This is a genomic window from Paraburkholderia acidiphila, assembly GCF_009789655.1.
GTDB lineage: Bacteria > Pseudomonadota > Gammaproteobacteria > Burkholderiales > Burkholderiaceae > Paraburkholderia > Paraburkholderia acidiphila.
This window is the reverse complement of record NZ_CP046912.1, coordinates 790,157-816,915: the sequence shown is the minus strand read 5'-3', so window position 1 is coordinate 816,915 and position 26,759 is coordinate 790,157. Positions and strand designations below refer to the sequence as shown.

Below are 26,759 nucleotides of genomic sequence, written 5' to 3'. Positions count from 1 at the left end.
GGTTGCAGCCGCAGTTGCCGTCACCGTTGCCGCCGCAGTTGTCGATAGCGGTGCGCCAATACTCGCACCCTGCTTGCCGCCCTGCCAGAAGTCGTAGTAGTTGAACCAGTTGTACGGCGCCTTGCGGCAATAGCGGTCGAGCAGCGTGACGTAGCGCACGAGCGCGGCGTCGATCGCACGCTGGCGCGCTTCGCGCGGCACGTCGGTGAAGTCCGCCAGCGTTTCGAAGTGCACGTCGTAGCGATTGCCGCCACGGTACAGGCCCGTCATGAAGAGCACCGGGCGCTTGAGCATCGCGGCCATATAAAGCGGCCCGAGCGGGAACGCCGCCGGTTCGCCGAGAAAAGCCATGCGCCGCATGGTGGCCGTATCGTCGGCAAGCAGCGTGCGGTCGGCGAGCATGCCGACCATGCAGTTCTGGTCGAGACGCTCGTGCACCTTCAGCATCGAGCCGACCTGGCCTAGCCCGATCACTTCGGGCTTCGCCGCGGGATTCACGGCGGCGAGCGTCGCGTTGATCTTCTGCGCGTTCTCTTCGTACATTGTCACGACCACGCGCAAGTCGGGCCGCGTGCGGCCGAGCGCGCGCACGATCTCGAAGCTGCCGAGATGCGCGCCCATCAGGAACACGCCGCGCCCCTTGGCGAGCGCCTCGTCCACGAGCGTATGGCCGTGCGGGCGGATGTCGAACATGTCGAAGCGCGCATTCGCCAGATACACGCGGTCGTGGATCGTCGCGGCGAATGTGAACACGTGGCGGTACACGTCGCGCCAGTGCGCCGGGCGGCCCAGCACGCGGCGCAGATAATCGCGCGAGGCCGCGCACGCGCGCGGCGAAAACAACACGAAATACAGCGCGATCAAATGCAGCAGCGCGCGACCCGCGCGGCGGCCGAGACGCAGCGAAAGCCACGTCATGATGCGCAGGAGCAGCGTATTGCTGCGCTCCTGCTGGTTCGCCCAGTCGGTGCGCTTCGTCATGGTCGCGCTCCGGTCTGCGCGCTCGCGTGTGCGAGCGGCCCGGCGTGAGGGCCTTCGCTCGTTGCGTCACTCAGCACGCCGCTCGCAACATCGCGCGCGCCCGCGCGCAGCGTGAAGCGAATCGCCCCGCTCGCCGCCGCGTCCCAGGCAAGATCGAGCTTTTCGCCGGGCGAGGCCGGGCTCAGGAATTTCGCGCTGCCGAGCTTCCATGTGGCGAACGGCCGGTTCAACGCCGCGCCGATCGCGTCGATGGCGTGGTCGAGCAGCACGACGCCGGGCACGATCGGGTGGCCCGGAAAATGGCCAGGCAGCGCGGGATGATCGGCGGGAATCGCGAACGAAAGCGCGCACGCGGGTGTCGGCGAAGCGGCGCCCGCTTCCCTCGCATCGGGCGCGCGCTTCGTGGCCGGCGCGAGGCCGCCGCGCGTATGCAGCGCGACGAACGCCGCGAGCACGTCGTACGGCAGCTTGCCGGTGTCGTTGCGCGGCAGGGCATCGACGAACACGAGCGGACGCGGCAGGAACGCACGATCGATGCGCTCGCGCAGCGCGCGCTGCAGCTCGGCGAGCGGCAGCGTGGGCGCGACCGCGAGCGCGACGAGGCGCTGCACGACGTCGTGGCCTGTGAGCGCATCGTGCTCGAGGTGGGCAGGCATGAAGAACACGCCGTCCTCTACGCCTGGAATCGCGTTGAGCTGATGGTTGAGGTAGGCGAGCGAGGTCCGCTTGCCCGCGATGTTGACGAGGTCCGCCTTGCGCCCGTGCAGCAGGAAACGCCCGGCGTCGAGCAGTTCGATGGCGTCGCCCATCGGCACCGGCTCTGGCACGTGGCCGCCCGAGACCCACATCGTCGGGCCTTCGTCGTCGTGCGCCGCGCTTTCGCGCGCTTCGAAACGGACCTTCGGGAACAGCTGCCACGTCGCACCCTTCGCGGTGCGGCGCGTCGCGATCTGGCCGGTTTCGGTGCTGCCGTATATTTCGATGAGCGGCGCTTTCAGACGCGCTTCCGCTTCGAGCGCGAGCTTTTCCGAAAGCGGCGCCGTAGCGGAGAGCACCAGCTCGGCTGGCGGCAGCGCGTGACCGGTAGCAAGCAGCGCACGCAGATGGATCGGCGAGGTCACGAGCACGCGCGGGTGCGGCACCGCTTCGAGTTCGCCACGGATATCGACGGGATAGAACGGCAGCCGGTTGCTAAACGCGAAACCGCCGATCAGCGGGAGCAGCACGGTCACTTCGAATCCGTACATGTGCTGCGGCGGCACGGTGCCGACGACCGTGCAGTCGTGGGCGCCAAGCAAGCCGAGGCGCTCGGCCGACGCGCGCACGCCCGCCACAAGCGCACCCCAGGTCTTGCCGTGCGGCACGGGCGCGCCGGTCGAGCCCGACGTGAACACATAAGCCACGGTACGCGAGGCGTCGATCTGCGGAATGACGAATGGCGCGCCCCCAGCGGCTTCTTGCTGCGCTTCGGGCCACGCGAAGCGCGGCAGGTCGATCGCGCAGTCGGGTGCGTCGTGCAGGCAGAAAGCGTCCGGTGCGAACGAGGCGAGCTGGCGCACCGTCTCCGGCGTCTGCGTGGAGGGCAACAGGCTGATGCGGCCCGACACGAGCGCCGCGCACAGGCCCACGGTGAAGCGATAGCGGTCGCGGCAAACGTTGAACACGTGGCCGCCCGCCGGCAGCGCCGCAGCCACACGCGTGACATCGGCGAGGAAAGCGCGCACCGTGACGGGCGCGCCGTCGCGCCAGGCGATGACCTGCTCGGGCGACGTATGAAAAACGAGCGGATAAGTCTGCATAACTTCAGTCGATACGAATTCCTGTGCGGATTCCTGTGTTTGGCCCTGCTTCGACTCAGGCACGAAAGCGGCGCTCATCATCAGGAGTGCTCCGCGTGCGCCGGCGTTGTCTGCCGGGTCGTCTGCCGGTATGCGCGAATCGCGTCGAGCATGCCGGCATTGCGCTCGCCCGGCAGCGCGAAACGCCGGCAAGCATGCTCGGCGACGAACATCACCGCCACGAGCGGCAACGCCAGATAGTTGGCGAACGTCGACCACGCGACGATCGGTGCAAGCGCGAACATCAGCGTCGAAACGCCGGCAATCGCGACGAAAAAGAGCGTCCACGCGAGCGTGATGCTCCGCGTATAGCGCGCGACGGCCGGCGCGAGCGTGCCGCCATGGATCATCGTCGCGAACTGCGTGCAAAGCGGCACGCGCCCGGCGGCGAGCGTGCGCCCGAAAAGCAGCGCCATCGCGAGGTTGAAGCTCACGTGCTCCAGATACAGCCCCCATTCAAAATGGAGAGCAAACGGCGTGCGCATGAACCACAGCGCGAGCACCACGACCGTCCAGAGCGGCAGCAGCCACGCGCGGCGCGGCGAGCGCGCGGCCGCGGCCAGCGCGATCGCAAGCGGCGGCACGAGCGCCATGGCAAGGCCGACGCCGTGCGCGCCCGGCGTCGCCACCGCGTAGTGCGCGCCGATTTGCCAGGCGGCCACCGCCGCCACGCCAAGCGCGGCGCGTGCCGCCGCAGCCAGCGCGCTCATCGCTTGCCTCCGCAAGCGCGCGCGCCGCCCTGCCGTGCGCATGGCGCCGGCGGGCGAACGACTCGGGTGCGACCCCGGGCGGGAGGGCAAAATAGACAAGGCATCGGCAACTGTCACAAATGGCGCTGTAAGTCAATCGTAGGGCACAGCAAGCGGCACCAATCGTCATAGGAAATGCAAGTATCGGGCCGGTTTCTTGCAAGCATGCATATTTTAAGATTGGCGGGACCCGATCACCTGCCTGGCCCGCCGCCGGTTTGTAACTGAATGTTCGGAATCGCGCCAGGTAAGGCTTTTGTCCGATCCAGACAGGCCCAAAGCCGCGCAAGCGTCTCACGCGTTCCGATCCCAAAAACGTGCGCCGCCTGGCACCGACCCTCTGTAACCCTTTCGCCGGGGAGCACCGTATACGCACCGATACCCATCACTTAGAATCCTGGTAACTTTTACATCAAACGAACCCTAAAAACGGGCAGCCAACGCTACGGCCCGCATGCCCGGAGAGCCCACGCATGATGAACGAACTGGAACACGAGCTCGCCACGCAGATCGTGAAAGAGCTGAATCTGGAAGATGTCTCGCTCGACGAAGTGAGCGCCGACACCCCGCTGTACGGCGAAGGCTTCGGGCTGGACTCGATCGACATTCTGGAAATCGCGCTGCTGATTTCGAAGAAGTACGGCTTCGAGCTGCGCTCGGACAACCCGGAAAACGAAAAGATCTTCGCGACGCTCGGCTCGCTGGCCGCCTATGTCGCGGCGCACCGCGTGCGGTAACGCCAGTGGCGGCGCACGCCAGGATTGATGGAGAAAGACGCATGCGGGCACTCGTGACAGGCGGCAGCGGCGCACTTGGGCAGGCCATCAGCGAAGCGCTCGCGCAAGCGGGCCACGAGGTCTGGGTGCACGCGAACCGTCGTCTGGCAGAGGCCGAGGCGGTTGCGCAGCGCATCGTCGCGGCGGGCGGCAGCGCGCACGCCATTGCCTTCGACGTGACCGACGCCGACGCGACCGAAGCCGCGCTCACGCGCCTCGTGGAAGACGCGCCCGTGCAGATTCTGGTGAACAACGCGGGCATTCACGACGACGCGCCGCTGGTGGGCATGAGGCGCGAACAGTGGCGAAGCGTCATCGACGTCTCGCTCAACGGCTTTTTCAATGTCACGCAGCCGCTTCTGATGCCGATGATCCGCACGCGCCGCGGGCGCATTGTCAACATTGCGTCGCTGGCGGGCGTGATGGGCAATCGCGGCCAGGCGAACTATGCGGCCGCGAAGGCCGGGCTGATCGGCGCGACGAAATCGCTCTCGCTGGAGCTGGCCTCGCGCGGCATCACCGTGAACGCCGTGGCGCCCGGCATTATTGCTTCACCGATGGCTGAACACGCGTTTCCCGCCGAGCGCATCAAGCAGCTCGTGCCCGCGCAGCGCGCCGGCCAGCCCGCGGAAGTCGCGGCCATGGTGGCGTACCTGGTGTCCGATGCGGCCGCCTACGTGACAGGGCAAGTGCTCTCGATCAACGGCGGCCTGGCCTGAACACGCGGCGCGTTTTGCTCCGCTGCATCCTCTGAGGAAATACGAGTGTCTGTGCAACCCTTCGACGCAAAGCGGCAGTCGCGCTCCGCGCCCGGCACAAGCACGGGCGCGAGCGCCGAAGCATCCGGTTACGAAGTCCCCGCGCACGATGCGCCGGACCTCCGCCACGGCGGTTATGCACGCGCAGCGGCGCGACCTAGAATTTTTTCAGGGTCTCACGCTGTGGAAGCACTCGCTGCGATGTCCACGCCTTCGTCCACGCATCTTGTCCTGATCCCGAGCTACAACCCGGGTGCGAAGCTCGAAGAAACCGTGCGCGGCGCACGCGCGCAATGGAACCCCGTGTGGGTCGTGGTGGACGGCAGCACGGACGGCAGCGCCGCGCGCCTGCAGGCCATGGCCAACGACGACCCCGGCCTGCACGTCATCGTGCTGCCCACCAACCGCGGCAAGGGCGGCGCCGTGCTTGCGGGGCTCGAAGCCGCCGCGGCGAGCGGTTTCACTCACGTGCTGACGATGGATTCCGACGGCCAGCACCCCGCCGCGCTGATTCCCGAATTCATGGCCGCCTCGCAGGCCGCGCCCGAAGCGATGGTGCTGGGCCGGCCGAAGTTCGACGCGAGCGCGCCGCAACTGCGCGTGCAGGGACGGCGCCTCTCGAACTTCTTCGCCGACTTCGAAACGTTGTGGGCCGGCATCGGCGATTCGCTATACGGTTTTCGCGTGTACCCAATCGAGCCGCTCAAGGCGATCATGCACCGCCAGACGTGGATGCGCCGCTTCGACTTCGATCCCGAAGCCGCCGTGCGCCTGTGCTGGGCCGGCGTACGCCCCGTCCAGATCGAAGCGCCGGTACGCTACTTCGGCGCCGATGAAGGCGGCGTTTCGCATTTCAACTACGTGCGCGACAACCTGCTGCTCGCGGGCATGCATTTGCGGCTCGTGAGCGGGTTCGCGTTGCGCCTGCCGCGCTTGATCGGCAGGCGCCTGCTTCCTTGATCGCTTGATCGTTACCAGGCTTTTCACGCCGTGGCGCGCTGCGCCGCGGGCGAACGGTAGACCGCCAGCAAACGCGCCTTCTTCTTCTCTGCCGCAGCGAGATTGCGCGCCTTGACGTGGCCGAAGCCGCGAATCTCGTCGTGCAGCGCCGCAAGCTGGAGCGCTGAGGGCAGGCGTTGCGTGTCGAGGCTCGCACAGAACTCTTCCACGAGCGCCACGTATTCCACGATCGAGCGGCGTTCGTCGCGACGTTCTTCGGTCTTGCCGAACACATCGAACGCCGTGCCGCGCAGCCCCTTCATGCGGGCCAGCGTGCGCAACACCGGCAGCACCCACGGACCGAAGCGGCGCTTCACGAGATGGCCGTGCTCGTCGCGCTTCGCGAGCAGCGGCGGCGCGAGCCAGAAGTTCAGCTGGTAGTCGCGGCCCGGCTCGCCTTCGAACTGCTCGCGCAGTTTCTGCAGATACGCAGGATCGGCATAAAGACGCGCAACTTCGTATTCGTCCTTGTAAGCCATGAGCTTCGCGAGATTCACGGCAACGGCGCGCGTGAGCGGCAGCTTCGCGTCGCCGCCAAGTTCTGTCTCCTTGACGCGAATGCGCTCGACCACGCGGCGATATTGCTGCGCATACGCGGTGTTCTGATACGCCGTGAGCAACGCCTCGCGCGCGGCGATCACCTTGTCCAGCGATTCGGGCATGTGCAGTACGACGGCCTGCGGCTCTGCGGGCGTTTTCGTGAACGCGCGCACGGCCGCCTCGCCATGCTGCGCGACGTAGCGCCCCCAGTTGAACGCCTGCTGGTTCTTTTCCACGGCTACCGCGTTGAGTTCGATCGCGCGCCGCAGATGCGCGAGTTCGAGCGGCAGCCAGCCCTTTTGCCACGCGTAGCCAAGCAGGAGCGGATTGCTGTAGATCGTATCGCCGAGCAGGGCCAGCGCGAGCGCATTGGCGTCCACGAACGCACAGCCCTCGCCGATGCTCGCGCGCAGTTCCGCCTCGGTTTGCGTGCCTGGGAACGTCCACTTAGGATTCTTGACGAATTCCGCGGTAGGCGTCGCACCGCTGTTGATCGCGGCGACCGTCACGCCATGCTGGGTGCGCGAAAGCACATCGCCCGAAGCGGAGACGATCGCGTCGCAGCCGATCACGAGGCGCGCCTCGCCCGTGGCGATACGCGTGGCATGCAAGGCGGCGGGCGTCGCTGCGACCTGGACATGGCTCAGCACGGCGCCGCCCTTTTGTGCGAGCCCGGCCATATCGAGCACGGTCACGCCCTTGCCCGCGAGATGCGCGGCCATGCCGATCAACCCGCCGATGGTCACGACACCCGTGCCGCCCACGCCCGTCACGAGAATGCCGTAGGGCTTCGCCAATTGCGGGAGCACCGGCATGGGCAAGCCGTCGAAATCGATCGATGCGGCGCTGGACGCATTCGCCGCGCGCGGCTTGCGCAACTGCGCGCCTTCGGCCGTCACGAAGCTCGGGCAAAAGCCCTTGACGCAAGAGAAGTCCTTGTTGCACGACGACTGGTTGATCTTGCGCTTCGTGCCGAGCGGCGTGTCTAGCGGCTCGACGGAAAGGCAGTTCGACTGCACCGAGCAGTCGCCGCAGCCTTCGCACACGGCGTCGTTGATAAACGCGCGGCGGGCCGGGTCCGGATACGCACCGCGCTTGCGGCGGCGGCGCTTTTCCGTGGCGCAGGTCTGGTCGTAGATCAGCACGGTAGTGCCGGCGGTATCGCGCAACTGGCGCTGCACGCTATCGAGCTGGTCGCGATGGTGAACATCCACGCCTGCTGGCAGCACGATATTCGAGTCGTACTTTTGCGGCTCGTCCGTCACGATGACGATGCGCTTCGCGCCTTCGGCATGCACCTGGTGCGCGATCTGCGGCACGGTGAGCACGCCGTCCACGGGCTGGCCGCCCGTCATCGCCACGGCGTCGTTGTAGAGAATCTTGTAGGTGATATTGGCGTTCGACGCGATGGCCGCGCGAATCGCCAGCAGTCCTGAGTGAAAGTACGTGCCGTCGCCGAGATTCACGAACACGTGCTTGTCGCCCGAGAAGTGCATCTGTCCGAGCCACGCCACGCCTTCGCCGCCCATCTGGCTGAACGTTTCGGTCTTGCGGTCCATCCACATCGACATGTAGTGGCAGCCAATGCCCGCCAGCGCGCGCGAGCCTTCGGGCACGTTGGTCGACGTGTTGTGCGGACAACCCGAGCAGAACCACGGCTTGCGCTCCACCGTCACGCGCGGCTTCGCGGCTTCGCGCTCCTTCGCCTCGATGATCGCCACGCGCGCGAGCATGCGCGCGCGCACTTCCTCGGGTACCGCATTACTCAAGTCTGCGCGCGTGAGACGCCGCGCAATCGCCTTGGCGATCAGCGCGGGCGAAAGTTCGTAGTGCGCCGGCAGCAGCCAGTTGCCGCGCGGCACCGACCATTCGCCGCCTTCGTTGTCGCGCTCGTCGAACTTGCCGTAGATCTTGGGGCGCACATCTTCGCGCCAGTTGTATAGCTCTTCCTTGAGCGCGTACTCGAGAATCTGGCGCTTTTCCTCCACCACGAGAATTTCCTCGAGCCCCGTGGCGAAACCGCGTGCGTCTTGCGCGTCGAGCGGCCACACGCAGCCGACCTTGAGCACGCGCACGCCGATCTGCGCGCAGGTTTCGTCGTCGAGGCCGAGGTCGGTGAGCGCCTGGCGCACGTCGAGATACGCCTTGCCCGCGGTCATGATGCCAAAGCGGGCGCGCGGCGAATCGATCACCACGCGGTTCAGGCGGTTCGCGCGCACGTAGGCGAGCGCGGCGTACCACTTCTCGTCGAGTAGCCGCGCTTCCTGGGCGAGCGGCGTGTCGGGCCAGCGGATATTGAGGCCGCCTTCGGGCATGGTGTAGTCGGCGGGCGTGACGATTTCCACGCGATCCGGGTCGAGGTCGATCGACGCAGTCGATTCGATCACATCGGTCACGCACTTCATGGCAACCCACAGGCCCGAGTAGCGGCTCATGGCCCAGCCGTGCAGACCGTAGTCGAGATATTCCTGCACGTTCGCGGGATACAGCACGGGAATGCCCGCCGCGATGAGCGCGTGCTCCGACTGGTGCGCCACCGAAGACGACTTCGCCGCATGGTCGTCGCCGGCGAGCACGAGCACGCCGCCGCGCGCGTCGCTGCCCGCCGAGTTGGCGTGCTTGAACACGTCGCCCGTGCGGTCGACCCCCGGGCCCTTGCCGTACCACATGCCGAACACGCCGTCGCGCTGCGCGCCGGGCCAGAGATTGATCTGCTGCGTGCCCCATACGGCGGTGGCGGCGAGGTCCTCGTTCACGCCGGGCTGGAACACGACGTCGTGCGCCTGGAGGTGCTTCTTCGCCTTCCATAGCGACTGGTCGAGCGCGCCTAGCGGCGAGCCGCGATAGCCCGAGACGAAGCCCGCGGTATTCAACCCGGCCTTGCGGTCGCGCGCCTTTTGCAGCATGGGCAGGCGCACCAGCGCCTGCGTGCCGCTGATGTACACGCGGCCTTTTTCCAGCGTGTATTTGTCGTCGAGCGAAACAGATGCGGCAAGCGATGCGGCTTCTACGGCGGCACGGTCGGGGGCGTTCATGGGGGGCTGTCTCCGGAATCGGTGCGAAATCTGACGTTTCGCGGCCGAGTATAGGAAGCCGATATGCCATCGTAAAATCACAAATTGGCAACGCTGGTATGCGAAAAACGGATGGCGCGGCATGGAGACAGCCATGCATCGGCGAGCGCTTTCTCAAGCCCCTCGGGCATTTGCCGTTAACACACGGGACCAACAACCCCTCATTCCGGAGTCCCGCTTGAACGCGAAACCGCGCGCTCTGCCATCTGCATTTGTCCTGTTCGGATCCCTGGCCGGAACCCTGCTGATCAGCGGCTGCGTCAGCAGCCCCCGTGTGGCCAGCGCACCCGCGCGCCCGACTGTCGTGGTTGCCGCGCCACCGTCGCCCCCGCCGGTCGTCGTCGCACAACCTGTTTATGTGCCACAGCCGTACGACGCGTATGTTTCGGTCGTAGTCGACCGCGATGTGGTCTACGCCGGCGGCAACACGTATATCTGGATCGTGGGACCCGATGGCCACCGCCAGCGCCGCCTCTACGGCCATGGCGACCTGCGCGGCGAAGTCCTGCACCGTCGCGCGGAATTGCGCGTGGTGATGGCACACAACGAAGGCCATCTGCCGATGCAACACGCACGCGTGCCCGAATCCCAGCGCGTGCACGTGACGATGCAGCCGCACGGCGCGCCGCCGCATGGCATGCCGCCACGTGGCAACCGGCCGCAACCGGGCGGGCATCCGCCGGTGCACACCGCTGCCCATCGCCCGCCGTCCGCGCCGAACCGCAACCAGAACGCGAACGCCAGCGCGAATGCCGGCCAACACCGCCACTCCGACGGCCATCCCAACGCCGCGCCTGCGCCACGTTTCGCGGGCCAGCCGCCGCACGCAGGCTAACGCCAGCTAGTATCGGCTGCGGGTCGAACCGCCAGCCCGCCTCAGAACAAGCGCCGCCGTCCCTGCGTCGGCGCTTGCGTGCCCCGCCTCGTCTGCGTCGCCGCGTGCGGCCTGACAATCGTCGCGCCCCCAAAATCCCCCCGCACCGCATCGTCGGTAGAACATCGCCGCGACGAAGTGTCGCGATATATATCACATCGCGATATAATCGCTTTTCTTTGGGCGGCACGAGCCGTCTGCGCTCCCTACAGGTTTCAAACCGGTTTCAAATCCGTTCCAGATCGTGTCACGCTTCAAAGTCCTTCGCTGGCTCACCCGCTTCACCCCTTCCAGGGTCACTATCACGTGGCGCGAGCGCCTGCGCTCGGGCGGCGGCGCACTGGTCGGCATCGCCCTCACCGGCGCACTGGCGCACCGGCTGCTCGGCGGCGATCCAGCCATCCCGTATCTGATCGCCCCCATGGGCGCTTCCGCCGTGCTGCTGTTCGGCGTGCCCGCCAGCCCGCTCGCGCAGCCCTGGTCGATCATCGGCGGCAACCTCGTTTCCGCAACCGTAGGCGTGACCGCTGCACTGTGGATACACGACCCCGTGGCCGCCGCCGCCGTGGCCGTTGCCGTGGCCATCGTCGCGATGTTCACGCTGCGCTGCGTGCATCCGCCTTCGGGCGCGGTCGCGCTCACCGCGGTGCTCGGCGGTCCAGCCGTGCATGCGCTCGGTTACGAGTTCGTGTTCCTGCCCGTCGCGCTGCAGTCGTTTCTGCTGCTCGGCGGCGCGCTCGTTTATCACGCCGCTACGGGACATCGCTACCCGCACGCCGCGCGGCGCCCGAGCGTGTCCGGGCCTGTGCGCGCGCAGGCCGGCTTCACCCGCGCCGACCTCGAAGCCGTGCTGCGCGATCGCGACGAAATGCTCGACATCGATACCGACGACCTCGAAGCCGTGCTCCAGGACGCCGAGATCCGCGCGTACGCGCGCAGCTTCGGCGAGCTGACCTGCGCGGATGTCATGTCGCCCAATGTGGTGAGCATCGCGCCCACGACGACCGTGGGCGAAGCGCGCTCGCTGCTCAAGCGCCACGACGTGAAGGCGCTGCCCGTGGTGGACGCGGATCGCCAGGTAAAAGGCATCGTCACGCGCGCCGACCTCGCCGACGACGGTCGCGAGCGTCATCCGCTGCGCCTCGTGCTCCATGCGATCTCGCGCCTGTTGCGGCCGCACGCGGAGTCCGGCCAGCACGTCGCCACGCTGATGACCACACATGTGCTGACCGTCGCGAACACGACGCCGATCGTCGAACTCGTACGCATTTTCGCGGGCCGCGGGCACCATCACGTGCCGGTGGTCGATCACGAACACCGGCTCGCGGGCATCATCACGCAGGCCGATTTGATCTCGGGGCTGTATCGCGAGGCAAAGACGCCGCAGCAGGCCCCCGCCTGAGCGCATTTGCACGTGTGTTCGCGGCATGACACCTGGCCACAATGTCGATATGACGGGCGCTTTCGGGACAAAATATCATGTCGCGATATATTAGGAGGCGAAACTGTTCCATGGACTCCCAATGAAAAAAAGCACACGCGATCTCGACAAGACCGACTTTGAACAGCTCTCCGAGTTTCGTTACCAGATGCGCCGTTTCGAGCGCTTCTCGGAGCAGGCGGCGCAGGCCGAAGGCATTACGCCGTTGCAATACCTGCTGCTGCTGCATGTGAAGGGCTACCCCGGCCGCACGTGGGCGACCATTGGCGAGCTGGCTGAACGTTTGCAGGCGCAGCATCACGGCGTGGTTGCGCTTGTCTCGCGCTGTGAGGCGATCGAGCTTGTCGAGCGCCGCGTGAGCGAGCGCGACCGCCGCCAGGTGGAGGTGCACCTGCTCGCCGCCGGCGAAAAGCTGCTCGCGCGCCTCGCCGAACTGCATCGCGCCGAGTTGAAGTCGCTCGACGGCGCATTCACCATTCCGCGTATCGATCTATAAAGACCATGCATTCCGACGATTCCCACAAGCGCGACTTTTCGGCGAACGCACGCCTGCCCGGCATCAGCGCGCTGGCCGCCGTGATTGGCGTACTGGCCACGCTCGCGGCTTTCGTGCTGCTGAGCCTGATCCACTGGTTCACGAACCTGTTCTTCTTCGGCCAGTTCTCGTTCGCCGACCGCTCGCCCGCGCTCAATACGCTGGGGCCGTGGGTCATCGTCGTGCCTGTAATAGGCGGGTTGATCGTCGGAATGATGGCGCGCTTCGGCTCCGAGAAAATTCGTGGCCACGGTATTCCCGAGGCCATCGAAGCCATTCTCTTCGGCAAGAGCAAGATGTCGCCCAAGGTGGCCGTGCTCAAGCCGCTTTCGTCGGGCATCGTGATCGGCAGCGGCGGACCGTTCGGCGCGGAAGGCCCGATCATCATGACGGGCGGCGCGCTCGGGTCGCTGCTCGCGCAGTGTGTGCGCGTCACGTCCGCCGAGCGCAAGACGCTGCTCGTGGCGGGCGCGGCCGCGGGCATGACGGCCGTGTTCGGCACGCCGGTCGCCGCCGTGCTGCTCGCCGTGGAATTGCTGTTGTTCGAATGGCGCCCGCGCAGCTTCCTGCCCGTGGCGCTTGCGTGCGCAGTGGCAGGCTTCGCGCGCTCCGTGTTCTTCGGCACGGCGCCGCTCTTTCCGATGCAGACCCTGCCGCCGCACGCCGTGGCGCTCTTTTCATGCATCATTGCCGGGCTGCTCGCGGGCGCGCTTGCGTCGGGGCTCTCGGCGGCGCTCTACAAGGTCGAGGACCTGTTCGGCCATCTGCCGCTGCACTGGTCGTGGTGGCCGGCAATCGGCGGGCTCGTGGTGGGCATTGGCGGCTTCATCGAGCCGCGCGCGCTCGGCGTGGGCTACGACGTGATCGGCGACCTGCTGCATCAGCACATCGTGCTTCAGGTCGCGATAGCGATTCTGGTGGTGAAAGCCGTGATCTGGGTCGTGGCGCTTGGCTCCGGCACCTCGGGCGGCGTGCTCGCGCCGCTGCTCATGCTTGGCGCGGGGCTTGGCTCGGTGCTCAGTTACGTTTTCAGCCACGTGCTGCCCGGCAGCGACCCGGCGCTGTGGCCGCTCGTGTGCATGGCGGCGACGCTCGGCGCCACGCTCGGCGCGCCGCTCACGGCCATCGTGTTCGCATTCGGCCTCACGCACGACACCAACGCGCTGCTGCCGCTCCTCACGGCCACACTGGTCGCGCACGGGTTCGCCACTGTCGTCATGAAGCGCTCGATCATGACCGAGAAAATCGCGCGCCGCGGTTATCACATCTATCGCGAGTACGGCGTCGATCCGCTCGAGCGCCATTACGTCGATGAGGTGATGACGCACAACGTCGATACGATCGACGCGAACGTCACCGTGCGCGACGCCCTCTCACGTTACTTCGGTTCGACGCAGCAGCGCCGCGCATTCCCGGTGCTGCGTGACGGCGCGGTGCTTGGTGTGGTGGATCGCGCGATGCTCGACGCCGTGCGTGCAAGCGCCGCCACCGAAGCACTCGACACGTCGCTCGGCTCGTTGCTCGCGCAACGTTCTCCCGACCTCGCGCTGCCCGAGGAAACCTGCCGCCAGGTCGCCACGCGTCTCGCGATTCATGGCCTGGAACGTCTGCCCGTGGTGGCCGACCGCGATTCGCGGCGGCTCGTGGGCATCGTCTCGCGCAGCGATCTCGTCAAGCTCTCGCTCTCGCACTTCGAGGAAGAGCACAAGAAGGAGCGGTTCCGCCGTATTCCCATCGGCAGCAGCAAACGGCGCTTTCCGCCGGTGCGCAAGGCGGGCTAAAAGAAGCACGGCTGGCGGAGCCGGCAGCGAGCCGCGCTGCGCCGCCGAACGCTTAACGCTTACTGATGCAGCGCGAGCCCCTTCACGGCTTTGTCCACGGCGTTTTTCGGACCGTATAGCGCGATTCCCACCAGATCGGGATTTTCCGGGTCCTCGGCGCGAAAGACCTCGCGGTTTGCCGCATCGTGCCCCGTCGAAAACATCGCGTGCACATACGGCACGATCGTGAGCTCGCGCGACACGCCGCGCCGCAGCGCCGCCTGCAATCCGCCGACATCCGCGCCATAGATCATCATCGGCTGGCCCAGCATCCTGCCGTAACGCTGCCCGCGCGCGTCTTCGTAGGGCTCGCCTAGCGCTTCGGGCGCCGCCGCCGCAATGCCCGTTGCCAGAAACGCGGTCACATTGAGCTTCTGCCAGACCGCGAGATTTTCCCGCACCACCAGCGCCACTTTCGTATCGAACATGCTTGCTGCCTCCTTTTTCGAGGCACTCATGATCCGCGAGACGCGGGTGCAAGTCTGGAACGTTTGTGCACGGCGGCGGCGCACCCCGCGCGCTCAGTGCAGATGCCGCAGCTTGTCCGGATTGCGCATGACGTAAATGGCCGTGACCTTGCCGCCTTCGATCTCGAGCGCGGTGGTTTGCAACTCGCCATCGGCCTCGCGCGTGACGAAGCCGGGCAGCCCGTTGATAAAGCCCGCGCGCACGAGCGTCGAGCCGTTCTTGCGAAACAGGTCGGCCAATTGCGCATGGAGCTTCATCACATCCTCGAAGCCGAACACCGGGTGGCCGATCGCCGGGCGCTTGCCGCCGCCGTCCGCGTGCAGGCTCACGTCGTCGGCGAGCATGGCGCCTAGCGCGCTCATGTCGCCGCTGCGCGACGCCGCGAAGAACGCCTGCGCCAGTTCGAGGCCGCGCGCTTTCTCCACATGAAAACGCGGACGCGCGTCCCGCACGTGACTTCGGGCGCGCGCCGCGAGCTGGCGGCATGCGGCGCTCTCACGCCCGATCGTGGCCGCGACTTCGTCGAACGCCAGCCCGAACACGTCGTGCAGCAGGAACGCCGCGCGCTCGAGCGGCGAAAGGCGTTCGAGCGCGAGCATGAGCGGCAGCGTGACGTCCTCCTGCTCGTCCTCTTCGACGACCGGGTCCGGCAGCCACGGGCCAATATAGGTTTCGCGCTGATGCCGCGCCGACTTGAGCTGATCGAGGCACATGCGCATCACCATGCGGCGCAGGAAGGCCTCGGGCACGCGCACGTCGTCGCGCTCCACGTCCGCCCAGCGAATGAACGCGTCCTGCACGATGTCCTCGGCGTCGGCGACCGAGCCGAGCATGCGGTACGCCACGCGGATCAGCTTGCGCCGCAGCGGGTCGAAACTCGCAGCGGCATCCCTCAGGCCCGGGTCCGTCATGCGGCGACCATCTTTTTGGCCATCGCCTGGGCCGCCGCCGGATCGACCCACAGGCCAAAGCCGACCGCCAGACGGTTCCAGCCGTTGATCACGTTGATCATCAGCGTGAGCTTCACCTGCTCCTCCTCGGTAAAGTGGCCGGCAAGCGCCGCGCGCGCCGCTTCCAGCGCGTGGCCTTCGGAAAGGCGCGTGAGGGCGTCGGTCCAGCCGAGCGCTGCGCGTTCGCGGTCCGTGTAGCACGGCGCTTCTTTCCAGGCAGAAAGCAGGTAGAGACGCTGTTCGGTCTCGCCTTCCTCGCGTGCGTGGGCGGTATGCATGTTAAGACAATTCGCGCAGCCATTGATTTGCGACGCGCGCACCTCCACCAGCGCAATGAGGCTCGCCTCGAGGCTGCCGGACACGGCGAGCGAGGTGCCCATCCAGGACTTCATCAGGGTCGGAGCAGCGGCGAACAGGTCGAGCTTGGCAGTCATGGTTTCATCTCCTTTCGGTTGGGTTGCCATGACATGACGAGATAGCCCGGGCCGCGTGTGACATCGGAGCAAAAATCGGCGTGAGAAATGTGTGCCGCCTCGACCGGTATAGCGGCCGCAGGCGGCAACTTACGCCTCGTCATTCCTTGCCCGACTGCTTTGCGGCTTGCTCGATGAGCTTCGCGACCTCGGCCGGATGCGACATGTAGGCCACGTGGCTCGAGTTGATCTCGACCGTCTTGCTGCCCGCACGCTGGGTCATGAAGCGCTCCAGATCCGGATTGATCGCGCGGTCCGCAGTCGCCACGACCGCCCAGCTCGGCTTCGTGCGCCAGGCGGCGTGTGTGATCGGCACGCCGAACGATTGCGCGGCGGGCGTTACCTGCGAGATGGCCATGAAGCGGGCCTCCTGGGCCGGCAAGTCGGCGGCGAAGTCCTCGTGGAAATTCGCCGGGTCGATGTACAGGTGGCCGTCGGCCGTGGCCTTGATCGCCGTGGTCGCCGGCGGCGTCTTTTTGGTCAGTTCGAGCGGCGACTCTCCCGTGTCCGGCTGGAACGCGGCCACATAGACGAGACCCGCGACCTTGTCGTCGTTGCCGGCCTCGGTCACGACCGCGCCGCCATAGCTATGGCCGACGAGGATGCTCGGACCGTCCTGTGCGTCGACAACGCGGGTCGTCGCCTTCACGTCGTCGTCAAACGAGGTTTCCGGCTCCTGCACCACGGAGACCTTGTAGCCGTCGCGCGCGAGGATCTTCGAGACGGCCTGCCAGCCGGATCCATCGGCGAAGTAGCCATGCACCAGCACGATGTTCTTGACCGGCGCGGCCGTGGCGGCCTGCGAGCCGAGGGCGGCGGCAGAAAGGGCAACGGCGGCGGCGATGCGGGTTACGTATGAGGAAAGTTTCATTTTCATGCTCCAGAGAGTGGGGTATCGACAACTCGACAGGCTGCGACCTGCTCGATGTAGCCATCCTACTAGTAGGATGGCTTAGATGCAAGAAAAACTTGATGACTGGTAATTGCCCCCTATTCCGCATAAACTACCTGACATTCAACCGACTAGATGGTAGGCAAAATGACGGCAAGTGGAGAGCAGACGGCCGACAGGATCGTTGCTGCAGGACGGCAACTCATCATGAGGCGCGGGTACAACGGGTTTAGCTATGCCGACATCGCGGATGCGATCGACATTCGCAAGGCGAGCATTCACCACCATTTCCCCGCCAAGACGGATCTCGTTATCGCCGTGCTGGACGCGTGGCGGGAAGCGTTTGCCGCCGACGTGGCGTCGCTGGAGGCGAGCGGCGCCGACGCCATCGCACAGTTGCGCGCCTACATCGGCCACTGGGAACGCTGCATCGCGGACGACACTGCGCCGTTCTGTGTCGCAGGCATGCTGGGCGCCGAACTGCCCTCGTTGCCGGAAGAAGTGGCGCAGGGGGTGAAGACGTTCTTCGACGACCTCACTTCGTGGCTCGAGCGGGTGCTCGAAAACGGCGTAAAGGGCGACCTCATCAAGCTCGATGCGTCGGTTCACGCCGAGGCGGCAACGCTCGTGTCGCTGGTCTACGGCGCCATGCTCGCGGCACGCGCCTATGCGAATGTCGAGTTGTTCAAGCAGGTTACGGAGGGCGCGGTGGAAAGACTGGTGAAGCCGCGCAAACGTACGCGCTCCAGTTGACGGACGGGGGCGCACAGGCGAACGTGAATGTGAACTGCCACCCACCCTGGATGGGTGGGTCAGACTGCTCTGACGGAACCTAAACTCGACCAGGCGTCGTCGCCCGGATCATGGCCGCCTCAGGTTCGGTCTACGCCCGCCTATATTTCGCATAACAAGCCCCTCAGGAGACACCCGCATGGCCGCCCCAGCCGCCGCTTGCTCGCAGGCGCTACCCTATCGCTCCCCGCGTATTCCCACTTGGGACGTCCAGACGACTTACCGCGCAGACGGCACGATGATTCTCTCGTCCGCGGACGCGCCTGCTATCGAGCAGAACGGCTTCGTCGACTTTCTGCCGTACTGGGCGCAACGCCGCGGCAACTCGCCGGCATTCAGCGAGCGCGATGCACAAGGTGGATGGCGCTCGATAAGCTGGTCCGGGCTATGGAATCAGGTCAGACATGTGGCTGCTGGCCTTCTCAACCTCGGACTGGGGCAAGGGCGGCCGCTCATGATGCTGTCCGGCAACTCGATCGAGCAGGCGATCCTGCTGCTCGCGGCGGAGTATGCCGGCGTGCCGACGGTGCCGGTGTCGCCGGCGTACTCGACGATCAGCAGCGACTTCGCCCGTTTGAAGGGCATCGCGGCGCTCGTTCAGCCCGCCGCGATTTTCGTTCAGGAGCGCGAACCGTTTGAGCGTGCCATTGCGGCGCTCGGCTTGCCCGAGGTCCCGATCATCGCGGTATGCGGTTCAACGGACGAAGCCTGGTCATTCAACGCGCTGGCAAGCCTCGAATTGACGCCGGCGCGCATTGCCGCGCTTGCCTCCGCGCGCGCGGCCATCCAGCCCGCCGATGTGTTGCGCATCCTCTTCACATCCGGCTCGACGGGCGCGCCCAAGGGAGTCGTCTCCACCTATGCGAACTTCAAGGCGTCAACGCGATATTTCGCCCATGTTCACGGCGCGCTGTCCGAGCCGCAACCGGTATTTCTCGACTGGATGCCGTGGCATCACACAATGGGTGGGGTGTTCGCATTCGGTCGCGCGATGGTGACGGGCGCGAGCCATTACATCGACGACGGGCGGCCGGTGCCGGGCCACTTTGAGCGGACCTTGCGCAATCTGCGTGAGGTTTCGCCAACCGTCTTCAGCAGCGCCCCCTCTGCGCTGACGATGCTGGCAAACGCGCTCGAAGACGATGCGCAACTGGCACAGAGCCTGTTCGCGCGGCTTGTCAACTTCGGCTACGGAGGCGCGAGCCTTCCGCGCGCCACCTGGGAGCGCATCCAGCGCATAGCCGGGAAGACGATCGGCGAACGCCTCGCGTTTTGCACCTCGCTCGGCGCGACCGAAACCAATGCCACGGGCACCTATTTCTCCGTGCCGTCGGACGATCTCGGCAACGTCGGCGTGCCCGGCCCTGGCGTGGAACTCAAACTGGTGCCGCTCGAAGGCGGCGACGGGCGCTTTGAAATCCGCATGCGCGGCGCGGCGATCTTTGGCGGCTACCTGAAGGATCCGTCCCAGAGCGCGAAGGCCTTTGATGAGGAGGGCTATTTATGTCTAGGAGACGCCATTCGTCTCGCGAACGCGGAGAATCCCCTGGAAGGTCTGCGCTTCGCCGGGCGTGTAGCCGAGGACTTCAAGCTCACCAACGGAACGTGGGTGCGCACCGGTAGTGTCAGGCTTGGTCTACTCGAGCAATGCGCTCCGCTCCTGACCGACGCCGTCATCTGCGGCCATGACCGCGACTATGTGGCGGCGCTCGCGTGGCCGAACGTCGCGGCCTGCCGGCGGCTCGCGCCAGAACTCGCCGCGCTGGAAATCGAAGCGCTCGTTGCGCATCCCGTCGTCATTGCTGCGTTGAATGAGCGTCTGCGCATGCAGAAGGCGTCCGGCTCGAGCCTCCATGTCAGGCGCCTGATGCTCATGACCGAGCCACCCTCGATCGACGCGAACGAGACCACCGACAAGGGGTATGTCAATCAGGCAGCCTGCCGCGCCCGGCGCGGCAATCTGATCGACGAAGTCTATTGCCCCACGCCACCTGCCTTTGTCGCGACCGCAGCCTGAAGGCCGCTGCGGCGTCGTCAGGTCTGCCGACCTTCTAGACGCCGCGTTCCGGGCCCCACTGTACAATCGACCAGCGCATTGATGCGCTCACGCATTGCGCTGCGGCATTTGCCGGGCAACCATTCTGCTTTATGTGACCCCATGGAATCGTCCCAGTCACAGGTAGCCTTCCTGTTGAGCGAAGCCGAACAGCGGCTGCAGCCGCCGCGTATGGACGCCCGGGTGCTGGCGCGGGAACGCCTGCTCACGCAGTTGACCGAGGCGCGGCGGCGCCGCTGCCTGATACTCGAGGGGCCGGCGGGCAGCGGAAAAACGGCGCTTCTGCTGGCCTGGCGCCGCGCGTTGTTGCCGCTCAGCTTCGACGTGGCGTGGCTCACGCTCGCCCCCGAAGACAACGACATGTCGCGCTGGCTCGACGACATCGCCTCGAGCCTCGCCCAGGTCGATCCCGCCATACCGCACGAGGCAGCGTTGCTTTCGGGCCGCGGTACGGACGACGAAGCCGTCGAGCGCTCCCTCGTTGCCCTCGTAAGCGGTATTGGCAGGCACCCGCGTCACTTGACGCTGATGCTCGACGACGCTCACCACATCGTCGATCTTCAGGTGCGCGAAACTTTGCAGTGGCTGCTCGATTACGCGCCGCCCAACCTGCACATCGTCATGGCGTCGCGCATCGCCGTTCCCGTGTCGCTCGGCAGGTTGCGCGATGCGGGCCAGTCCCTCGAACTCAGCATGCGCGATCTGCGGCTTACCGCCGAGGAGTCCGAAGCATTCCTGAAAGCGAAGGTCAGTGACCTTGAGCGGCGAGACGCACTAAAAATGCATGAGCTCACGGACGGCTGGGTGGCGGGCTTGCTGCTGCTTGTGGCGCATCTGCGACGCGGCGAGCGGGGGGCGCAAGGCGCTCCGCTTTCCGGGCATTCGACCCGCAGCCACTTCCTGGACGCGCGCGGTGTCGCCGATTATTTCGAGCGCGAAGTCGTGCCGCAATTGTCCGCCGAAGAGCTCGACCTGCTTGTCAGGCTCGCACCATGCACGATATTTTGTGCTTCCCTGTGCGTTGCACTTGGCGCCGATCCCGAACTGCATGGCAGGATGCCTGGACGGCTCGAATGCGACAATCTTTTTGTCGAGTCCATCGCGTCGTCGGGAAGCGGGCAATGGTATCGCCTGAATCCGCTCTTTCGCGAGACGCTGCTGCAGCGCTTTCGCGCATGGCCGCTCGAGCAGCAGCGCGAAGTGCATCACAGGGCGTGGCGTTGGTTTCGCGAGCACGACCGGCACGACGAAGCGATCCGCCATGCGCTGCTCGCCGGGGAAACCGCGACGGCCGCCGACCAGGTCGTGCAGGTCGCGCAACAGATGCAGATCCGGGGCGACCTGCGCAAGCTCGCGGCGATTATTCGCATGCTGCCGGCGGCCGAGATCGAGGCACGCTTTGGCCTGCGGTTGTGGAATGCGCGCTTGAAACTCTATGCACGAGACTTCGAAGCGTGCGAAGCCATCCTTGACGGGTTGCTGGCCGACGTGGCGCCCGACGACCACGGCGCGCGCTATCGGCTCGCTATCACCCAGGCGACACTGTCTGTGCAGCGTGACGACAGTGACGGCGTGAGCGCTGTGGAGGAGTGCCTGCTGCACGTGCCTGCCGAGATCGACAGCATAGGCGTCGGCGGGCGCAACAACATTCTGTCGTGGCTCTATATGCATGCCGGCGAGTACGAGCGGGCGCGCGCCATTCAGACAGACTCGCCCGCGCTGCTCGTCAATGGTGTCGAACTGATGGGCACGCCGGCCGGCATGCTGTACGGCAAATGCGTCATGGGCCTCAGTTTCTCGCTCGAAGGACGCTTTCTGCAGGCCGAGCGGATCTGCCGCGACGTCATGGCCGAGGCCGACCGGCGCGGCCGCGAGGCCGCCGAGGCCGCGTCGCTTGCGGCGGCACTGCTCGGTGAAGTGCTCTATGAGTTCAATGAACTGGACGCATGCCGGCGACTCCTGGAAGAGCGGATCGAGGTGCTCGAACGGGTGTCGATTCCCGATGCGGTGTTGCGCGTGCTGACGGCGCTGTCGTCCGTGCACTGGATCGCCGGACACGAGATGGACAGCTTTGCGTGGTTGGAGCGCCTCGAAGAATACGGCAGGAAATATCGCTTGAACCGGCTCGTTGCGCACAGTCTCGCCGATCAGGTCCAGCGCCACCTGCAACGTGGCCGGACCAGCGACGCACAAGCGGCGCTCGAGCGCCTCGACAACATTGCCGAAGGGATTGCCGTCGAGCGCCCTGGGCCGCTTGGGCACGTGGCGGTTCACGCGGCGCGGGCCAACATTCTTTGGGCTTTCGCGCATGGGAATCATGAGGCGGCCTCAGCCCGGATCGATCGACTGATACCCGCATGTGAAGCGCGCGGCTGGCAGCGCCATACCACGCATTTCCAGCTGCTCGGGGCGCTCGCGCATTCCAGCCTCGGACGCACTCATGCCGTGGCGCCGGCGGTGACGGCGGCACTGCGGCGCGGGCACCGCCTTGGTCTCGTGCGCAGCGTGCTGGATGCCGGCCCCGGTGTGCTGGAACTGATCACTCGAGTCGTGCAGGGCGAGCCGGCGGACACGGTCCTGTCGTTCTATGTCGGCCGGCTACAGGCCGCACACAGCATGACGGATTCGGTCTATCCGGCGCAGCGGCCAGTTGCTGGCGGACCCGGCGCGCAGCAAAAAACCAGCATGATGTTGAGCGAGCGCGAAGCCGATGTCGTGCACCTGCTCGCCCAGGCCATGCCCAACAAGCGGATTGCACGCACACTCGCCATTTCGCCGGAAACGGTGAAGTGGCATCTGAAGAACATCTACGGCAAATTGGGCGTGTCGAGCCGCGATGAAGCCGTTGCACGGCTCAGAGACCTCAACCTTGGGTCGGCCGGCGCAGGTCCGTCACCGGATGGGCCGGCCTAGCGCCTGCCGCCGCTTACCCTCGCCTCATTTGCAATGACGTGTCCGTGCTATCCACTACGCGAAAGCCAAAACGCTGGTAAAGGCTGAACGCCCGATTCCCTTTTAAAACACTTAGCTTGACAGGCACACCGGCGCCATCCGCCTGCCTCAGGAACTCACCGAGCAGATGGGCCGCGATGCCGCGCCCCTGGTGAGTCGGCAAGATCTGGATTTGCACGATGGTCCATTCATCCGCGTCCCGAATGCATTTGAAAAGACCGAGCCTCTCGGACCCACAGCAGACGATATAGGCATCGTTGTAGCGATAACGAAGACGCTCCCAATGTGCGCACTCGTCGGTCGGCTCGCCAGCGCGTGCCAGGTGTTCGTCCATCGTCGCTCTACGCAGATCGAACAGAAATGGCTCGTCGGCAGGCGTCGCTGCGCGCAGCGTAACTTCAAGTTTATTCATTGGTCCCGGTCGTCCGTAGCATTGGCACTCCCGGTCATTGTTGACGGTCCACCAGGTTGTCGACTACATGCAAAGCCGAAAAGCCTGCGCATCACCCCAACGCTAACAAACATTCTCCGCCAGTCTCCGCGCCGCGCAACACGAAGCGCTCACACCATCGTCCTACAATGTCGCGGTAGTCGCACGTCGCGACGACATCACCGGCGCAACCTCACTTTCAGAGGAGCAGACGATGGCAAAGATGCACGTAGTACAGGTAGCCGAACCCGGCGGCCCGCTCGAACTGGTGGAGCGTGATATTCCGGAGCCACCCGAAGGACACGTCCTCGTCAAGGTGCACGCCTGCGGGATCTGCCACAGCGATTCGCTCACGAAAGAAGGCCATTGGGCAGGCCTGCAGTTTCCGCGCGTGCCCGGCCACGAGATCGCTGGCGTAATCGAAAAGCTTGGCGCGCGCGTCGAGGACTGGAAGGTCGGGCAGCGCATCGGCGTGGGCTGGCACGGCGGCCATTGCGGCCATTGCGAACACTGCCGCCACGGCGACTTCGTGCTTTGCAAGAACGGACAGATTCCCGGCATCAGCTACGACGGCGGCTATGCCGATTGCATGGTGGCGCCGCAGGAAGCGCTCGCGCGCATGCCCGACGACCTCTCCGACGTCGACGCCGCACCGCTTCTGTGCGCCGGCATCACCACCTTCAACGCGCTGCGCCACAGCGGCGCGCGCGCGGGCGATGTCGTCGCGATCCTCGGCATTGGCGGGCTCGGCCATCTCGGCGTGCAGTACGCGCGCAAGATGGGCTTCGTCACCGTGGCCATCGCGCGCGGGCAGGACAAGGCGCCGCTCGCGAAGCAGCTTGGCGCGCATCACTACATCGACAGCGCCTCCCAGGACGTCGCGCAGGCCTTGCTCGCGCTCGGCGGCGCGCGCGTGATCCTCGCCACGGCCACGAGCGGCAAGGCCATGAGCGCCGCGCTGGGCGGCCTTGGACTGAACGGAAAGATGATCATGGTGGGCGTCTCGCAGGAGCCCGTGGAGGTGCCGATCACGCAGTTCATCATGGGCCGCCACTCGGTACAGGGTTGGCCCTCTGGCACCGCCGCCGATTCTCAGGAGACCCTGGCATTCAGCGCGCTCTCGGGCGTGAAGCCGATGATCGAGGAATATCCGCTATCGCGAGCGGCGGAAGCCTATGAGCGCATGATCAGCGGGAAAGCGCGCTTTCGCGTGGTGCTCAAGCCCGGCGCCTAAGCCAGCGAGCCTTGCGAACGAGGCACTTTTATCGCACTAGCGCCCCTCTTGCGAGCCGGCTTCGTCCTTCGCGAGGCCGGCCTCGCCGACATAGCGATCGACAGCACTGCTTACGGTTGGATCGAAGCGGTCCGGGCCGATGTCCTCGAGCAAATCGAAGCGCTTGAGCTTGTCGCGCACCGGGTCTTTCAGCTCCGCAAAATGCAGCGCGATGCCGCGCTCGCGCAGCGCCTGGGTCAGCTCGCGCAGCATGTCGGCAGACGTCACGTCTACGCTCGTCACCGGCTCCGCCGCCACCACGACCCGGCGCACCGGTGTGGGCGACGCTTCCACCGCCTCCATCAGGCGTTGCGCAAACAGCTCGGCATTCGCGAAGAACAACGGCGCGTCCCAGCGAAACAGCACGAGCCCCGGCGTGCGCACGGCTTCGGGATAGCGCTCGATGTCGTGATAGCCGCGCAATCCTTCCACGCGGCCGAGCACCGCGAAGTGGGGCCGCCAGCCGTCCCATAGGAATTCGATCACGGCGATCAACACGGCGAGGCCAATACCGGGAATCGCCCCGAACACCGCGACCGCCACGAAGCAGCCGATGGATAGCCAGAACTCCCACTGCTGAATGCGGTAGATGCGCTTGAGATCCGCGATTTCGAACAGCCCGAGCGCGGCGGCGATCACCACGGCCGCCAGCGCGCTGTTGGGTAAATAGCGCAACAGATTGGGCGCGACCATGAGCAGCGCCGCGACCGCGAGCGCGCCCACCACGCCGGTGAGCTGCGTGCGAGCGCCCGCGGCTTCGGCAACCGGCGTGCGCGACGCGCTGCTGCTGATCGGAAATCCCTGGAACAAGCCGGCCGCGAAGTTGGCCACGCCGAGGCCCACCATCTCCTGATTGGGATCCACGCGCGCATGAAAGCGCGCTGCATAGGTGCGCGAAAGCACGCTCGTATCGGCGAAGGCGATCAACGCGACGGCGCCGCCGCCCAGAACGATCTTGACGAGGTCCGCGTTGGCGACCCAAGGCAGCGAAAGCCCAGGCAACCCTTGGGGAATGGTGCCCAGCACCTTTACGCCGTAGCTGTCGAGGTGGAAGAGACTGACCGAAAACGTGGCCACGATCACGGCGATCAGGATGCCGGGCACTTTGTCGAAGCGCTTGAGCAGCAGGATCAGCACGAGGCTTCCCGCGCCCACGGCAAAGGTGTACCAGTTGGCCGCACCGCGCGCGACGCCCTGGACGAGGCTAAACAGGTCTCGCATCGGGCCCTGCTCGTCGATGGAAATGCCGAAGAGTTTGGGCAACTGGCTAATGAGCACGGCCAGCGCGATACCGTTCATGTAGCCGTATCGAATGGGCTTGGACAGCAGCTCCGTAATGAAGCCGAGACGCAAGACCCCCATGACGACGCACACGAGACCGGAAACGATCGCCATCATGCTCGCCACGCCGATGGCGCGCGCGGGGTCGCCGCCCGCCACCTGAACCACCACGGCGAGTATGGGCGCAGCGAGTGCGGAATCGGGGCCGAGCACGAGAATGCGGCTGGGCCCGAAAATGGCATAGGCCAGCAGCGGAATGATCGTCGCGTAGAGGCCATAGACGCCGGGCACGCCGGAAGCCGCCGCGTAGGCAATGCCGACCGGCACGAGCATCGTGGTCAGCACCAGTCCCGCGGCGAGATCGTTGAGCAGCCAGGCGCGTTGATAGGTCTTGAACAGCGCGACGCCCGGCAGCCAGCGCAGCCACGACCGGCTTGCGGTTGCACTTGCGGGCTGTGCGTGGGTGGAAGCAGGTCCTTCCATGTCCATTGGCCGGTTAATTGTCGTGAGAATGCTGGCGCTGGGAATCGTGGAGCCGACTACGTGCGCTAGGAAGAATAGTTGAAATATCTTCGTCACAAAAGCCGGGATTGGCGGCCCTGACTCCGGGCGCGCAGCGCCATCGCAGGCCGCCCCTGCCGCATTATTTCGTGCACCGTCCGCAACCGCTGCGCCAACTGGGTGCGCTGCTGCGACATTCGCACTGCTGCGGTGCACAATGCGCTGAACGCCGCGCCTCTCCGTGTCGCGCCCAATGCCCCGTTCGGCAAGGCGCTCCGGCCGCTTGCCAAACTGGCACATACTTTG

20 protein-coding genes and 1 pseudogene are annotated in these 26,759 nt (G+C 65.9%); 11 read left to right on the top strand and 10 right to left on the bottom strand.

The annotated features are described in order from the left end of the window. Positions 1-63 precede the first annotated feature (63 nt). From FAZ97_RS33840 to FAZ97_RS33830, 3 genes and pseudogenes are all read right to left on the bottom strand, one after another. Positions 64-981 (bottom strand): annotated as a pseudogene (locus FAZ97_RS33840) (LpxL/LpxP family acyltransferase); the annotation flags it as partial. Continuing rightward, positions 978-2,780: an AMP-binding protein gene (locus tag FAZ97_RS33835; protein ID WP_158763091.1), complete on the bottom strand. Its 1,803-nt coding sequence runs from the start codon at positions 2,778-2,780 to the stop codon at positions 978-980. The gene FAZ97_RS33835 and the pseudogene FAZ97_RS33840, both read right to left, overlap by 4 nt. An 80-nt stretch (positions 2,781-2,860) precedes the next feature. After that, entirely contained in the window at positions 2,861-3,529 is a 669-nt protein-coding gene (locus FAZ97_RS33830) for a COG4648 family protein (protein ID WP_158763090.1), read from the bottom strand. Positions 3,530-4,044: 515 nt separating this feature from the next. Between FAZ97_RS33830 and FAZ97_RS33825 the strand changes: the two genes are divergently transcribed. The 3 genes from FAZ97_RS33825 to FAZ97_RS33815 all read left to right on the top strand — a co-directional run bounded on the left by FAZ97_RS33825 (position 4,045) and on the right by FAZ97_RS33815 (position 6,062). Beyond that, positions 4,045-4,305, top strand: coding sequence for a phosphopantetheine-binding protein (locus tag FAZ97_RS33825; RefSeq protein ID WP_158763399.1), 261 nt, complete (start codon positions 4,045-4,047; stop codon positions 4,303-4,305). 41 nt (positions 4,306-4,346) lie between these two features. Further along, the gene (fabG, locus tag FAZ97_RS33820) at positions 4,347-5,063 is read left to right on the top strand and encodes a 3-oxoacyl-ACP reductase FabG (RefSeq protein WP_158763089.1); all 717 of its coding nucleotides are present in this window, start codon (positions 4,347-4,349) and stop codon (positions 5,061-5,063) included. Between the two features lie 240 nt (positions 5,064-5,303). Beyond that, positions 5,304-6,062: a glycosyltransferase family 2 protein gene (locus tag FAZ97_RS33815; RefSeq protein ID WP_158763088.1), complete on the top strand. Its 759-nt coding sequence runs from the start codon at positions 5,304-5,306 to the stop codon at positions 6,060-6,062. Positions 6,063-6,085: 23 nt separating this feature from the next. On the opposite strand, the gene FAZ97_RS33810 is transcribed toward FAZ97_RS33815, so the two are convergent. Continuing rightward, positions 6,086-9,676, bottom strand: coding sequence for an indolepyruvate ferredoxin oxidoreductase family protein (locus FAZ97_RS33810; RefSeq protein ID WP_158763087.1), 3,591 nt, complete (start codon positions 9,674-9,676; stop codon positions 6,086-6,088). A gap of 313 nt (positions 9,677-9,989) precedes the next feature. Between FAZ97_RS33810 and FAZ97_RS33805 the strand changes: the two genes are divergently transcribed. From FAZ97_RS33805 to FAZ97_RS33790, 4 genes are all read left to right on the top strand, one after another. After that, positions 9,990-10,550, top strand: coding sequence for a hypothetical protein (locus FAZ97_RS33805; RefSeq protein ID WP_158763086.1), 561 nt, complete (start codon positions 9,990-9,992; stop codon positions 10,548-10,550). A gap of 283 nt (positions 10,551-10,833) precedes the next feature. Next, on the top strand, positions 10,834-11,991 hold the full coding sequence (locus tag FAZ97_RS33800) for an HPP family protein (protein ID WP_158763085.1): 1,158 nt from the start codon (positions 10,834-10,836) through the stop codon (positions 11,989-11,991). Between the two features lie 121 nt (positions 11,992-12,112). Beyond that, entirely contained in the window at positions 12,113-12,526 is a 414-nt protein-coding gene (locus tag FAZ97_RS33795) for a MarR family winged helix-turn-helix transcriptional regulator (protein WP_158763084.1), read from the top strand. A 5-nt stretch (positions 12,527-12,531) separates the two neighbouring features. Continuing rightward, the gene (locus FAZ97_RS33790; RefSeq protein ID WP_158763083.1) at positions 12,532-14,346 is read left to right on the top strand and encodes a chloride channel protein; all 1,815 of its coding nucleotides are present in this window, start codon (positions 12,532-12,534) and stop codon (positions 14,344-14,346) included. Between the two features lie 59 nt (positions 14,347-14,405). Here the strand turns inward: FAZ97_RS33790 and FAZ97_RS33785 are convergent, their stop codons facing one another. The 4 genes from FAZ97_RS33785 to FAZ97_RS33770 form a co-directional block, all read right to left on the bottom strand. After that, on the bottom strand, positions 14,406-14,813 hold the full coding sequence (locus tag FAZ97_RS33785) for a DUF2000 domain-containing protein (RefSeq protein ID WP_158763082.1): 408 nt from the start codon (positions 14,811-14,813) through the stop codon (positions 14,406-14,408). 93 nt (positions 14,814-14,906) lie between these two features. Then, a complete protein-coding gene (locus FAZ97_RS33780) occupies positions 14,907-15,764 on the bottom strand; it encodes a sigma-70 family RNA polymerase sigma factor (RefSeq protein WP_158763081.1) in 858 nt (285 codons plus the stop codon). Continuing rightward, positions 15,761-16,237, bottom strand: coding sequence for a carboxymuconolactone decarboxylase family protein (locus FAZ97_RS33775; protein ID WP_158763080.1), 477 nt, complete (start codon positions 16,235-16,237; stop codon positions 15,761-15,763). The genes FAZ97_RS33780 and FAZ97_RS33775 overlap by 4 nt, the downstream gene beginning before the upstream one ends. A gap of 139 nt (positions 16,238-16,376) precedes the next feature. After that, positions 16,377-17,147, bottom strand: coding sequence for an alpha/beta hydrolase (locus FAZ97_RS33770; protein WP_158763079.1), 771 nt, complete (start codon positions 17,145-17,147; stop codon positions 16,377-16,379). 168 nt (positions 17,148-17,315) lie between these two features. On the opposite strand from FAZ97_RS33770, the gene FAZ97_RS33765 reads away from it, so the two are divergent. The 3 genes from FAZ97_RS33765 (at position 17,316) to FAZ97_RS33755 (ending at position 22,929) form a co-directional block, all read left to right on the top strand. Next, on the top strand, positions 17,316-17,921 hold the full coding sequence (locus FAZ97_RS33765; RefSeq protein ID WP_158763078.1) for a TetR/AcrR family transcriptional regulator: 606 nt from the start codon (positions 17,316-17,318) through the stop codon (positions 17,919-17,921). 178 nt (positions 17,922-18,099) lie between these two features. Further along, entirely contained in the window at positions 18,100-19,977 is a 1,878-nt protein-coding gene (locus FAZ97_RS33760) for an AMP-binding protein (RefSeq protein ID WP_158763077.1), read from the top strand. A gap of 108 nt (positions 19,978-20,085) precedes the next feature. Continuing rightward, complete coding sequence (locus FAZ97_RS33755) at positions 20,086-22,929, top strand: LuxR C-terminal-related transcriptional regulator (protein ID WP_325073256.1); 2,844 nt, start codon at positions 20,086-20,088, stop codon at positions 22,927-22,929. A 13-nt stretch (positions 22,930-22,942) separates the two neighbouring features. Here the strand turns inward: FAZ97_RS33755 and FAZ97_RS33750 are convergent, their stop codons facing one another. Beyond that, positions 22,943-23,380 carry a GNAT family N-acetyltransferase gene (locus tag FAZ97_RS33750; RefSeq protein WP_158763076.1) on the bottom strand — a complete coding sequence of 146 codons (438 nt, stop codon included), beginning with the start codon at positions 23,378-23,380 and terminating at the stop codon, positions 22,943-22,945. Positions 23,381-23,612: 232 nt separating this feature from the next. On the opposite strand from FAZ97_RS33750, the gene FAZ97_RS33745 reads away from it, so the two are divergent. Next, positions 23,613-24,632 (top strand): alcohol dehydrogenase, encoded by a 1,020-nt coding sequence (locus FAZ97_RS33745; protein WP_158763075.1) that lies wholly within the window; start codon positions 23,613-23,615, stop codon positions 24,630-24,632. Between the two features lie 36 nt (positions 24,633-24,668). Here FAZ97_RS33745 and FAZ97_RS33740 read toward each other — a convergent pair whose 3' ends face one another. Next, positions 24,669-26,435, bottom strand: a complete 1,767-nt coding sequence (locus FAZ97_RS33740) for a SulP family inorganic anion transporter (RefSeq protein WP_158763074.1) — start codon at positions 26,433-26,435, stop codon at positions 24,669-24,671. Between the last annotated feature and the right edge of the window lie 324 nt (positions 26,436-26,759).